Genomic DNA, 13,176 nt, shown 5'->3' on the forward strand with positions numbered 1-13,176 from the left:
CACTATATTTCGTAGAGGGGCGATCATCTCATACAGCCCCTATGTCTTTTTCCCTCGTCCGCAGGGTATGAATCTCATATGATCAAATCGCTCCGCCCCCTCGTTCTCGCCGGCATGCTCCTGCCGTTCGCCCTGCCCAGCCAGGCCGCAGCCGTCAACACCACGCTGCCCCCCAAGGTTCAGCAGGCGCTCAAAGCCAGCAAACTGCAGGACACAGCACTGTCGCTGGTGATGCTGCCGCTCAATGGCCCCGGCACGCCGACCGTGTTCAACGCTGATGTCTCGGTCAACCCGGCCTCGACCATGAAGCTGGTCACCACCTATGCAGCCCTCGAACTGCTCGGCCCGACTTTCCAGTGGAAGACCGAGTTCTACACCGATGGCACCCTGAGCAACGGCGTGCTCAACGGCAACCTGTACCTCAAGGGCGGCGGTGACCCGAAGCTGAACATGGAGAAGCTATGGCTGCTGATGCGTGACCTGCGCGCCAACGGCGTTCGCACCATTACCGGTGACCTGGTGCTGGACCGCAGCCACTTCGTACAGCCCAACCTGCCGCACTTCAATGATGACGGCGGTGACGTGAACAAGCCCTTCCTGGTCAAGCCCGACTCCTTGCTGGTCAACCTCAAGGCCCTGCGCTTCGTCGCCCGCAACGATGGCGGCAAGGTGACCGTCGCCGTCGAGCCACCCATTGCGAGCATTCGCATCGACAATCAGGTCAAGGCAGTTGCCTCCAGAAAATGCACTGGCGATGTACGCTACAACCCGGTGCCTCAAGCCGATGGCATGAATGTCGTGGTCAGCGGCCAGCTGGGCGATGGCTGCAACTCGCAGACGTACCTCGCGCTGCTCGATCACCCAACCTACGCCGCCGGTGCCGTGCGCGCGATCTGGAACGAACTGGGGGGCAGCATCCAGGGCCGTGACCGCATCGAAAACGTACCCAAGGGCGCTCGCCTGCTGGCACGGGCCTTCTCGCCCGACCTGGTGGAGGTGATCCGTGACATCAACAAATACAGCAACAACACGATGGCCCAGCAGCTGTTCCTGAGCCTCGGCGCACAGTTCCGTACCGATGCCGATGGCGACGATGCCCGCGCAGCCCAGCGCGTGGTTCGCCAGTGGATGGCCAAGAAAGGTATCACCGCGCCCCACCTGGTGATGGAAAACGGCTCTGGCCTGTCGCGCGCTGAACGGGTAAGCACGCGCGAAATGGCCGCACTGCTGCAGGCGGCGTGGAATAGCCCCTACTCCGCCGAATTCATCAGTTCAATGCCGTTGGTGGGCATGGACGGCACCATGCGCAAGCGCCTCAAGCGTACCGCCTTGGCCGGTGAAGGCCACATCAAGACCGGTACCCTGAATACCGTACGCGCCATTGCCGGCTTCAGCCGTGACAGCAACGGCAATACCTGGGCAGTGGCGGCGATTCTCAACGACCCGAAACCCTGGGGGGCATCGCAGGTACTCGACCAGGTACTGCTGGACCTGTATCGCCAGCCCAAAGCCGCTAACCGGACGGTAGGCGTCAACCCATGATCTGACTTGGGCAAATACCAACTTCATCGCCGGCAAGCCGGCGATGAGGCCCGCACTGCCCGCTCAGCTCAACTCTGCCTCGACACGGTCCCTGCCAGCCTGCTTGGCCGCATAGACGCCGGCATCAGCCCGCAGCAACAAGGCATCGGCCCCCTCCCCCGGCCGCCATCCGGCCACGCCAAAACTTGCAGTCACTTTGCCAACCCCGTCGACAGGCACATTGCGCACCCCTTGCCACAGTTCCATCGCCAGGAGCCGCGCCTGTTCAGCATTGCTACCAGGGCAAAGCACCATGAACTCTTCACCGCCAAGCCGGCAGAATACGTCCGTACGCCGCAGACGCTGGCCGATACGCTGGCAGAGGCTGCGCAATACATGATCCCCCACGGCATGACCGTACTGGTCGTTGATCCTCTTGAAATGGTCGATGTCGAGCATGATCACTGCCAGTTCCAGATCATCACGCTGGGCGCGGTCCAGTTCGGCCTTCAGCCGCTCCTGGAAGTAGCGGCGGTTGTGGATACCGGTCAGGGCATCGGTCACCGATAAGGTCCGCAAGTCCTCCTCCACGCCCTTGAGGTCGGAAATATCGGTCAGGTAGCCATGCCAAAGCGTGCAACCGTCTTCACCGACTTCCGGCGTCGCCTCCCCGCGCACCCAGCGCAACCCGGCCCTGGGCAGGCACACACGGTACTCTTCACGCCAAGGGGACAGGTGTTCGGCCGAGTAGCGCACGGAGCGCTGAACGCGCTCCAGGTCATCGGCATGGATGCGCTCGAACACCACTGTGGCGTCCTCGCGCAGCAACTGCAGGTCGACCTCATAGATATCGAACAGGCCCTGACTGGCATAGGGGAAACACGAGTGGCCATTAGCGTCGAGGCGATACTGATAAATGCCGCCCGGCACCTCGGCACTGAGCTTCTCCAGCAGCCGATCACGCATTGCCAACGCCTCGTGCACTCGACGGCGCTCGGTGACATCGATGCAAATCGCCAGGTAACCTACCCATAGCCCCTGCTCGTCAAGCACCGCGGTCACCAGCATGTTGGCCAACAACTGGCTGCCATCCTTGCGCACCAAAGTCCACTCGCCTGGCTGCGCGCCACCCTCTTGTATGGTCTCGGCGAACATCGCCTGGCCACCATCGATGTGGCGCCCGTAGCGCAGGCCCAAGGCATGGGCGCGAAGGCTGAGCTCCTCTGGCAGAAGCAAGTCTTCCAGTTGCAGTTTCCCGACCGCTTCGCTGGCCGCGTAGCCAAGCATGCGCTCGGCACCGGCATTGAAAGTACTGACCACACCCTTCAGGCTGGTCGCGATGATAGCGACCTGGGTAGCGGCATCGAGCACACTGCGCAGCTGATTATGCGTCTCGCGCAACGACTGCTCACTGACGCGCAACTCAGCGGTGCGCTGCTCCACCAGCTTGAGCGCACGTTGCCGCTGGCTGAACAGGTTGTACAGCAAGGCACTGAGCAACAGGCTTAGCAGGCCACCGAGCAAGCCCACCGCCAGCGCCGCAGAGGAGCGGTTGGCCTGCATGAACACCTGGCTTGGGCGGATATCAAGCTGGAAATGATGGTCGGCCAGGTGCAACAGCTGCGTGCTGACCAACGCCAACGGCGCGGCCGGGTTCTGCGAGTCGAACAACAGCTCATGGCCATTGCGCCCACTTGGATCGACGATCCGCACCACCAGGTTGTCCTGGGCAATGGCCGGCAGCCCGTCCGTGATCAGTTGCCGCACGTTCAGCAGCGCCATGACATACCCTGCGGGGTTGCCGGCCTGCGCGCTGTAGAACACCGGCGCTACCATCAACAGCCCGCGGGCGTAGCCCGGTGCCACACTTATCATGTCCAGCGGCGCGGACACTGCCATGCTGCCGGGTTCCAAGGCACGCATCAGGGCCTGGTCACGTACCGCCTGGCCGCGCAGGTCCAGCCCGTAGGGTTGCCCCTGCATCTGGGTTGCCTGGGTGTAAAGCACCGGGAAGTAGTGATCGCGCGGCGGCGCCGGGTGCCAATTACCGCGCTCGTCCAGGTCACGGATCAGGTAGGCCTGCCCCAAGGCAGCACTGGCCTTGCGCTCGAAGTCGCGCCGCTGCGCGCCCTCGACCCGCGGCGCCCAGGAGTAAGCCTGGGTGCGCCGCAGCAGGGGGCGGGCGAAGCCGTCGAATTCACGTGGAGTGATGTCGTTGGAGAAGCTGAAAAAGCGCCGCAAGCTGTCCAGGCGCTGTTCCTGGTCGTCGAAGCGCTCGGCGATACGGCTATAGCGCTCGCTGGCCAGCAGCTCGAAGCGCTGGCGCAGCTGCTGCTTGTAAAACGCATGCGTGGCCAGCGCCAGGGCAATCGACAGCAAGCTGCCGGCCACCAACGCCACCAATGCCACTGCCCAGGCAGCCATCGCCTCGCTGCACAGGCCCAGCACCTTCGCACGCACGCCATACTTCGACATAGATCGATCTCGTCACGTCAGCGTCCTGCGAAAATCATGGCCCTGTGCTGAGTTATAGCTATTGGCCATTAGCGACGCAATGTTGCCTGTCGCTTTAGCGCAATTGCAGGCGCCAGGCGCGGTGGATACGGTTGTTGCGGGCGAAGTCCGGGTCCAGTGTCTGCGCAGTGATTTCCTCTACCACGTAGCGCGCAGCCAGATGCTCGTCGAGCTGGAACTTGCGGAAGTTGTTGGAGAAGTACAACACACCACCGGGCGCCAGGCGCGCCATGGCCAGGTCGAGCAGTTGCACGTGGTCACGCTGCACGTCGAACACGCCTTCCATACGTTTGGAGTTGGAGAAGGTCGGCGGGTCGATGAAGATCAGGTCGTAAGTGTCGCGATTGGCTTCCAGCCAGGCCATGACATCACCCTGCTCCAGGCGGTTGCGCTCGGAGAAGCCGTTCAGCGACAGGTTACGCCGCGCCCAGTCCAGGTAGGTCTTGGACAGGTCGACGCTGGTGGTACTGCGCGCACCGCCCTTGGCGGCATGCACGCTGGCCGTAGCGGTGTAACAGAACAGGTTGAGGAAGCGCTTGTCGGCGGCCTCGCGCTGAATGCGCATGCGCATTGGGCGGTGGTCGAGGAACAGGCCAGTGTCGAGGTAGTCGGTGAGGTTGACCAGCAGCTTGACGCCGCCTTCACTGACCTCATGGAAGCGCCCTTCGGTGGCCTGGCGCTCATACTGGCGGGTGCCGCTCTGCCGCTCACGGCGCTTGAGCACCACGCGCTGCGGGTCGACGCCCAGCGACTGGGGGATCGCCGACAAGGCATCGAGCAGGCGCGCCTGGGCCTTTTCCGGGTCGATCGAGCGCGGCGCAGCGTATTCCTGTACGTGTACCCAATCCTGATAGAGGTCGACCGCCAAGGCATATTCAGGCATATCGGCATCGTATACGCGGTAGCAGCCGATCTGTTCCTTGCGGGCCCACTTGCCCAGTTGCTTGAGGTTCTTGTGCAGGCGGTTGGCGAACATCTGAGCGCCTTCGGACAGGCGTGCAGGCTCACTGGCTACCGGCAGCGGTCGGCGGGTATCACCGCTATCGGCCTGGGCCTCGCGACGTTCACCGGTAACGAACTGGTCAGGCTGCACCTTGAACAGCAGCAGCTTGCACGGCAGCGCGCCGTTCCAGAACGCATATTGCTTGTGGCTACGGATGCCCATGCGCTTGCCCAGCTCCGGCGCACCGGTGAACACTGCAGCTTCCCAGCCCATGCACGCCTGGCGCAGGCGCTCGCCGAGGTTCTGGTAGAGGTACAGCAAGCTGGCTTCGTCACCCAGGCGTTCGCCGTAGGGCGGGTTGCTGATGACCAGGCCCTTCTGGTTCTGATCCGGGCGCGGCTCGAAGCTGGCGACTTCTCCCTGGTAGATCTTGACCCACTCACTCAGGCCTGCGCGTTCGACGTTGTTGCGCCCCGGCTGGATCAGCCGCGGGTCTGCCTCGTAGCCGCGAATCCACAGCGGCGGTTTGGCCAGGCCGGCCTGTGCACGGGCCTGAGCCTCTTCGTGAACCTTGCGCCAGGTGGCCGGCACATGGCCAAGCCAGGCGCTGAAGCCCCAGCGCTCGCGCTTGAGGTTAGGTGCCATATCGGCGGCGATCATGGCCGCTTCGACCAGGAAGGTGCCTACACCGCACATCGGGTCGGCCAGGGCGCCACCCTCGGCGGCGATGCGTGGCCAGCCGGCACGGATCAGCACCGCCGCGGCCAGGTTTTCCTTGAGCGGCGCAGCACCTTGCTGCAGGCGATAGCCGCGCTGGTGCAGGCTGTGGCCGGAGAGGTCGAGCGAAAGAATCGCCTCGCCCCGGTCCAGACGCAGGTGAACACGCACGTCCGGGTCGACTTTTTCTACCGATGGGCGCAGACCTTCACGATTGCGCAGTTTGTCGACGATGGCATCCTTGACCTTCAGCGCGCCAAAGTGGGTGTTGTCGATGCCCGAGCCATGGCCGCTGAACTCGACCGCCAGGGTACCGTCGGCCGCCAGGTGATCGGCCCAGTCGACAGCGTTCACGCCATCGTAAAGGTCGTCGGCATTTTTCATGTTGAAGCGCTTGAGCACCAGCAGCACGCGGTTGGCCAGACGCGACCAGAGGCACAGGCGGTAGGCGGTTTCCATGTCGGCCGCGCCGCGGATGGCCGAGGTGTGCTCGCGCACATCGTCAAGGCCCAGGCCCTTGGCCTCTTCGGCAAGCAGGCCTTCCAGGCCTTTGGGGCAGGTGAGATAAAGTTCGAAACGGTCCGACATGTGTATTCCAGAGCCTTGGGCTATTTGAGTGACGAAGCGACGCATCGCCCCGCCGATGTTTGCCCGAACGCCCTTCCAGCAAGCGTCCGAGTGGCCTTGATCTGCGCAGTATGCAGCAGCTGATGGGCCGGGCCGCCTGATCGATCTGCTCTCGCCAGTGGCAGAGACAGCTTAGATCATCAGGCAGTACAAAAAATTTCTGTCGACTTCAGGGTCAATGTGACCCTTCGTCGCATTACCAAATATTTCTTTCATCGCAGCGCAACGCTGGCGAAATGACGTCAAGGTTCAGCAAACCCCGGCCATAGCGGGCTCAACGCCAAACAAGGTTGAGTCGCATTTATTTACTTATCCCTTCACCCTTGGAAACGTTACGTGCTTATGACAAATCGATCATTCCCTCGGTGACTCGCATTCGTTAGAACTGGTCTCAGGCCGCTTCGCAACGAAGTGGCACTTTCAGCCCGCCACGCCGGCAGCGGGCGCAAACCGGCAGAAAGACTCTGCCCGGCCTCGGAGAGGCCGACGGGACATTACAGTCAACAAGTGAGGGCAACACCCTATGAGAAGACTTAAGCGTGATCCGTTGGAAAGAGCATATTCACGTGGCTACCAATATGGGGTCACCGGCAAATCCCGCGAACTTTGCCCCTTCAATCTTCCTTCTGTTCGCCAAGCCTGGATCAACGGCTGGCGTGAAGGTCGCGGTGATAACTGGGACGGAATGACTGGCACCGCTGGCATCCATAGACTCAACGAAAATCACGCCGTTGGCTGAACGAGGACACTGAATTCGAGTCACCATGCACGCCCCATCCGGGCGGCGGGCTAAGGCCCAGGGGCCCCTTGACGGGGCCCTTTTTTATGCCTGCGTGATCATGCCCGCGGCATTGCGGCGATCGCGTCCACTGCCTCACGGATCAGCGCCGGCCCTTTATAGATGAAGCCTGAGTAGATCTGCACCAGGCTCGCGCCAGCGGCAATCTTCTCTGCGGCATGCCGGCCTTCGGTGATACCCCCGGCAGCAATAATCGGCATCTTGCCGCCCAGCTCGGCCGACAGCACCTTGACGATATGGGTGCTCTTTGCCAGTACCGGTGCACCGGAAAGGCCGCCCGCCTCCCCCCCATACGGCAGGTTTTCCACACCTTCACGGCCCATGGTGGTGTTGGTAGCGATCACCGCATCCATGCCCGATTCCATCAGCGTTGCCGCCACCAGCGCAGTTTCTTCATCACTCATGTCCGGCGCGATCTTGATCGCCAGCGGCACACGCTTGCCATGCTCGCCGGCCAGTTGTTCGCGGCGCTCGGCCAGGGCATCGAGCAGCTGCTTGAGCGAATCGCCGAACTGCAGGCTGCGAAGGCCTGGGGTATTGGGCGAGCTGATGTTCACGGTGATGTAGCTGGCGTGGCCATAGACCTTGTTCAGGCAGATCAGGTAATCGTCGACCGCGCGCTCTACCGGGGTGTCGAAGTTCTTGCCGATGTTGATGCCCAGCACACCGTCATAACGCGCGGCGCGCACCCGCTCGAGCAAGTGATCGACGCCCAGGTTGTTGAAGCCCATGCGGTTGATGATTGCCGTGGCCTCTGGCAGGCGGAACAAGCGCGGCTTCGGGTTGCCCGGCTGCGCTCGCGGGGTCACGGTGCCGATCTCGACAAAACCGAAGCCCAGCTGGGCAAAGCCATCGATGGCCGCGCCATTCTTGTCCAGGCCTGCCGCCAGGCCGACCGGATTGGCGAAGTTCAAGCCCATCACCGACACCGGCAATGCCGCCGGCTGCTTGCACAGCGCGCCGTTGAGCCCGAGGCGGCCACCGGCGCCGATCAGGTCCAGGGACAGGTCATGGGAGGTTTCCGGGGAAAGCTTGAACAGCAGCTGGCGGGCCAGGGTATACATGGGCGGGCAAGGCTCAGGGGTGAGTGAGGTTGCGATTATAGCCAGCGTGCGGCCGGCATGACAGCGCCTTGGCACATGCGTTGCTACATCGCCTGCACACAGCCTATTCAGTACAGGCGAGGATCTACGTGAATACATCACCCCTGGCATGGGTCAACGGCAGCGATGCGCCAGAAAAACCCAGCCTCGATATCGGTTTCATGGCCCTGACCGATTGTGCTTCGGTTGTGGTAGCGGCCACCCAGGGCTTCGCCCAGCAACACGGCCTGACACTCAACCTCAAACGCCAGGGCTCATGGGCCGGCCTGCGCGACAAACTGGCCAGCGGTGAACTGGATGCCGCTCATTGCCTCTATGGCCTGGTCTATGCCGTGCACCTGGGCATCGGCGGGGTGCCGGCCAGCGACATGGCGGTGCTCATGGGGCTGAACCAGAATGCCCAGGCCATCAACCTCTCCCCCGCCCTTCAGCGCAAGGCTGTGACCACACCTGAAGCACTGGCACGTCACGTGCACCAGCAGGGTGCAAAACTGACCTTCGCCCAGACATTCCCCACTGGCACCCATGCCATGTGGCTGTATTACTGGCTGGCGAGCCAAGGCATTCACCCCCTGCACGACGTCAATAGCGTGGTGGTGCCACCGGCGCAAATGATGGCGCACATCCAGGCTGGCCGGATCGATGGCTTCTGCGTCGGCGAACCCTGGGCAGGCGCCGCCGTAGCGCAGGGCCAGGGCTTTACCCTGGCTACCAGCCAGTCGATCTGGCCCGACCACCCGGAAAAGGTCCTGGCCTGCGCCCGCACCTTTGCCGAGCAGTACCCAAACAGCGCCCGGGCGCTGGTCAAAGCGATCCTCGCCGCCAGCCGCTTCATCGAACAAAGCCAGGAAAATCGCCACGGCACCGCGCAACTGCTCAGCGGCAGCGCCTACCTGGATACGCCCATTGAAAACATCGAACCGCGGCTGCTCGGGGTGTATCAGGACGGCCTTGGCAACCACTGGCAGGACCATCATGCCCTGCGCTTGTTCGATCAGGGGCGGGCCAATGTGCCTTACTTGTCCGACGGCATGTGGTTCATGACCCAGTTCCGTCGCTGGGGGCTGCTGCGCGATGATCCCGACTACCTCGGCGTGGCGCGCCAGGTCCAGCAGCTGGCGCTTTACCAAGAAGCCGCCGAGGCGCTGGGCGTGGCTTGCCCTGGCACGCCCATGCGCAGCAGCCTGCTGATCGACGGTATCCGCTGGGATGGCAGCGACCCATACGGCTACGCCCGCAGCTTCAGCCTGCACGCCTTGGGCGATACGCCCGATGCCCGTATCGGTCTGTGAGGGTCACCAACATGCTGCGCATCCTGCTGATCGACGATACCCAGAACAAGCTCGGCCGCCTCAAGGCTGCACTGCGCGAAGCCGGCTTCGAGGTGATCGAGGCGCCAGACCTGACCATCGACCTGCCCGCCTGCGTCGAGATGGTGCACCCGGACGTGGTGTTGATCGATACCGACTCACCCGACCGCGACGTGATGGAACAGGTGGTGATGGTGAGCCGCGACCAGCCGCGGCCGATCGTGCTGTTCACCGACGAGCATGACCCCGGAGTGATGCGCCAGGCGATCCAGGCCGGGGTCAGCGCGTACATCGTCGAGGGCATCCACGCCGCCCGCTTGCAGCCAATCCTGGACGTGGCCATGGCCCGCTTCGAGAGCGACCAGGCGCTCAAGGCCCAGCTGCAGGCCCGCGACCAGCAACTGGCCGAGCGCAAGCGCATCGAGCAGGCCAAAGGCCTGCTGATGAAAATGAAAGACTGCAACGAAGAACAGGCGTACACCCTGATGCGCCGGCAGGCCATGAGCCGCCAGCAGAAGCTGATCCAGGTGGCTGAGCAGATCATCGCCATGCACGAGATGCTGGGGTAAGCAGGCGACCGTACAATGTTGGCCCAGCTCTTGCTGAAGATATCGCACCGGTAGCCAACGGCGGTTGCCCACAAACCCCGACAAAGACGTCGCTCACCCCTCCATGCCAGTGGACCGGGTAGCGGCGTCTTTTCGTTTCCGTTGCATTGCCGAGTGAGGTGTTCGATGAGTACCAGCTTCTGGAAATCCGGGCATGTGCCCACGCTGTTCGCTGCGTTCCTGTATTTCGACCTGAGCTTCATGGTGTGGTACCTGCTCGGCCCGCTGGCCGTACAGATCGCCACCGACCTGCAACTGAGTGCACAGCAACGGGGCCTGATGGTCGCAACACCCATCCTCGCCGGTGCCGTGCTGCGTTTTGTCATGGGCCTGCTGGTCGACCGCCTCTCACCGAAAACCGCCGGGCTGATCGGCCAGGTCATCGTGATTGTCGCCCTGGCCTGTGCCTGGTACCTGGGCGTGCACACCTACGAGCAAGCCCTGCTGCTCGGTGTGTTTCTCGGTGTTGCCGGCGCCTCGTTCGCCGTGTCGCTGCCGCTGGCCTCGCAATGGTATCCGCCGCAACACCAGGGCAAGGCGATGGGCATCGCTGGCGCGGGCAACTCCGGCACCGTCTTCGCCGCGTTGCTGGCCCCGGTGCTGGCCGCAGGCTTTGGCTGGAACAACGTATTCGGTTTCGCCGTGATCCCGCTGCTGGTGACGGTCGTGGTGTTCGCCCTGCTCGCGCGCAATGCACCACAACGGCCCAAGCCAAAGGCCATGGCCGACTACCTCAAGGCGCTGGGTGATCGTGACAGCTGGTGGTTCATGTTCTTCTACAGCGTCACCTTCGGCGGCTTCATCGGCCTGGCCAGCGCCCTGCCCGGCTATTTCAGCGACCAGTACGGCCTCAGCCCGATCACGGCAGGCTACTACACCGCCGCCTGCGTGTTCGCCGGCAGCCTGATGCGCCCGCTGGGCGGCGCCCTGGCCGACCGTTTCGGCGGCATCCGCACCCTGCTTGGCATGTACAGCGTGGCCGCCATCTGCATTGCTGCCGTCGGCTTCAACCTGCCCAGCGCCACAGCGGCCCTGGCGTTGTTCGTCAGCGCCATGCTCGGCCTGGGTGCGGGTAACGGCGCGGTGTTCCAGCTGGTCCCCCAACGCTTCCGCCAGGAAATCGGCGTGATGACCGGACTGATCGGCATGGCCGGCGGCATCGGCGGCTTCCTGCTGGCAGCCGGGCTCGGCACCATCAAGCAGCACACCGGTGACTACCAGATGGGCCTGTGGCTGTTTGCCAGCCTGGGCCTGCTGGCCTGGTTCGGGCTGCACGGGGTCAAGCAGCGCTGGCGCACCACCTGGGGTTCTGCAGCGGTCACCGCGGCGCGGGTCTGAGGCGAGCCGATGAGCCTGCAACTGAGTTTCGCCCAGGCCAGCGCCACGGGGCCGCGCGAGGAGAACCAGGACGCCTTGCGCCTGGTCACCCCGGCGCCGGAGCTTGCCGCCAGCAAGGGTTACCTGTTCGCCCTTGCCGACGGCGTCAGCCAATGTGCTGACGGCGGCCTTGCAGCACGTGCCAGCTTGCAGGCCCTGGCCATGGATTACTACGCCACCCCCGCCACCTGGGGCGTGGCGCAGGCACTGGACCGCCTGCTGTCGGCACAGAACCGCTGGCTGCGCGCTCAGGGCAGCCAGCCGCTCCTGACCACGCTCAGCGCGCTGGTGCTGCGCGGGCGCCGCTTCACCCTGGCACACGTCGGCGACTGCCGCGCCTATCGCTGGCACGACGGCCGCCTGCAGTGCCTGAGTGAAGACCATGTGTGGGACCAACCCGGCATGCAGCATGTGCTCAAACGCGCACTGGGCCTGGACCAGCACCTGCTGGTGGACTACCTGGACGGTGAGCTGCAGCCCGGCGAGTGCTACCTGTTGCTCAGTGACGGCGTCTGGGCCAGCCTGGGTGACCAGCACATCCAGGCCGTACTGCGCGAGCAGCCCGACCTGCAACTGGCCGCCGATACACTGGTCGCCAGCGCCCACCACAATGGCAGCCAGGACAATGCCAGCGCCCTGCTGGTACGGGTCGAGCGCGTGGGCACGGCCAACCTTGGCGATACCCTGGTCCAACTGCAGCAATGGCCCTTACCCCGCGAACTGCGCGAAGGCCAGGCAATCGATGGCTGGCAGATCGAGGCGCGCCTGGCACAAAGCCGCCAATCGCTGTTGTACCGCGTGCGCGACAGCCAGGGCCAGCCGTGGCTACTGAAAACCTTGCCCGCGGAACGCGAACAAGAGCCGGGCGCTGCCCAGGCGCTGTTGCTTGAAGAATGGTTCCTGCGCCGCGTAGCCGGCCGCCATTTCCCCGAACTGCACGCCGCCAGCCAGCGCCAGCACCTGTATTACGTGATGCGCGAACACAGCGGCCGAACCCTGGCCGCCCAGCTGGCCGAGCAGGGCCCGTTGCCACTGGCACAGTGGCTGGAAGTGGCCCGCCAGTTACTGCAGGCCGTTGGTGTGCTGCACCGACGCAACTTGCTGCACCGTGACATCAAGCCCGACAACCTGCACCTGGGCGAAGACGGCCAACTGCGCCTGCTGGACTTCGGCCTGGCGTACTGCCCAGGGCTGTCCGAGGACCCGCGCCACGAACTCCCCGGCACGCCTTCGTACATCGCCCCGGAAGCCTTCGACGGCCAGCCGCCGAGCCCGCGCCAAGACCTCTACGCAGTGGGTGTGACGCTCTACCACCTGTTGACCGGGCATTACCCCTATGGCGAGGTCGAAGCTTTCCAGCGCCCGCGCTTTGGCCAATCGGTCAATGCCGCGCGCTATCGCCCCGACTTGCCGGAATGGCTGCAGCACAACCTGCAGCAAGCCGTGGCCACGGACCCGGCGCAGCGCTTCGAAACCGCTGAACAGTGGTTGCTGCTGCTCGAACGGGGTGACCGCCAGGCGCTCAACAGCCATCCACGCCCACTGCTTGAACGGGAGCCACTGAAGGTCTGGCGCACCCTGGCCCTGCTGTCCCTGCTGCTCAACCTGATACTGCTGTTCAGCCTGTTCAAGGGCTGAGCACGCCTTGCCGATGAGG

General features: G+C 63.9%; 9 protein-coding genes. 6 read left to right on the forward strand and 3 right to left on the reverse strand.

Annotation, left to right across the window (positions count from 1 at the left end; genetic code table 11):
• The first annotated feature begins 78 nt into the window (after positions 1–78).
• On the forward strand, positions 79–1,542 hold the full coding sequence (gene dacB, locus EGJ09_RS22680) for a D-alanyl-D-alanine carboxypeptidase/D-alanyl-D-alanine-endopeptidase (RefSeq protein ID WP_046786488.1): 1,464 nt from the start codon (positions 79–81) through the stop codon (positions 1,540–1,542).
• A 63-nt stretch (positions 1,543–1,605) separates the two neighbouring features.
• Here dacB and EGJ09_RS22685 read toward each other — a convergent pair whose 3' ends face one another.
• A complete protein-coding gene (locus EGJ09_RS22685; RefSeq protein WP_125924842.1) occupies positions 1,606–3,996 on the reverse strand; it encodes a diguanylate cyclase in 2,391 nt (796 codons plus the stop codon).
• Positions 3,997–4,090: 94 nt separating this feature from the next.
• Positions 4,091–6,283: a bifunctional 23S rRNA (guanine(2069)-N(7))-methyltransferase RlmK/23S rRNA (guanine(2445)-N(2))-methyltransferase RlmL gene (gene rlmKL / locus EGJ09_RS22690; protein WP_119688554.1), complete on the reverse strand. Its 2,193-nt coding sequence runs from the start codon at positions 6,281–6,283 to the stop codon at positions 4,091–4,093.
• 562 nt (positions 6,284–6,845) lie between these two features.
• On the opposite strand from rlmKL, the gene rmf reads away from it, so the two are divergent.
• Positions 6,846–7,061, forward strand: a complete 216-nt coding sequence (gene rmf / locus EGJ09_RS22695; RefSeq protein ID WP_003248687.1) for a ribosome modulation factor — start codon at positions 6,846–6,848, stop codon at positions 7,059–7,061.
• A gap of 98 nt (positions 7,062–7,159) precedes the next feature.
• Here the strand turns inward: rmf and EGJ09_RS22700 are convergent, their stop codons facing one another.
• Entirely contained in the window at positions 7,160–8,185 is a 1,026-nt protein-coding gene (locus tag EGJ09_RS22700) for a quinone-dependent dihydroorotate dehydrogenase (protein WP_115275426.1), read from the reverse strand.
• A 128-nt stretch (positions 8,186–8,313) separates the two neighbouring features.
• Between EGJ09_RS22700 and EGJ09_RS22705 the strand changes: the two genes are divergently transcribed.
• From EGJ09_RS22705 to EGJ09_RS22720, 4 genes are all read left to right on the forward strand, one after another.
• Positions 8,314–9,516 (forward strand): CmpA/NrtA family ABC transporter substrate-binding protein, encoded by a 1,203-nt coding sequence (locus EGJ09_RS22705; protein ID WP_115275427.1) that lies wholly within the window; start codon positions 8,314–8,316, stop codon positions 9,514–9,516.
• 11 nt (positions 9,517–9,527) lie between these two features.
• Complete coding sequence (locus EGJ09_RS22710) at positions 9,528–10,103, forward strand: ANTAR domain-containing response regulator (RefSeq protein WP_039602393.1); 576 nt, start codon at positions 9,528–9,530, stop codon at positions 10,101–10,103.
• Positions 10,104–10,268: 165 nt separating this feature from the next.
• On the forward strand, positions 10,269–11,480 hold the full coding sequence (locus tag EGJ09_RS22715) for a NarK/NasA family nitrate transporter (protein WP_046786493.1): 1,212 nt from the start codon (positions 10,269–10,271) through the stop codon (positions 11,478–11,480).
• A 9-nt stretch (positions 11,481–11,489) separates the two neighbouring features.
• Positions 11,490–13,157 (forward strand): bifunctional protein-serine/threonine kinase/phosphatase, encoded by a 1,668-nt coding sequence (locus EGJ09_RS22720; protein ID WP_119688552.1) that lies wholly within the window; start codon positions 11,490–11,492, stop codon positions 13,155–13,157.
• The last annotated feature ends 19 nt before the right edge of the window (positions 13,158–13,176 follow it).

The sequence above is a fragment of the Pseudomonas sp. p106 genome, from assembly GCF_003936645.1.
GTDB classification, from domain to species: domain Bacteria; phylum Pseudomonadota; class Gammaproteobacteria; order Pseudomonadales; family Pseudomonadaceae; genus Aquipseudomonas; species Aquipseudomonas putida_E.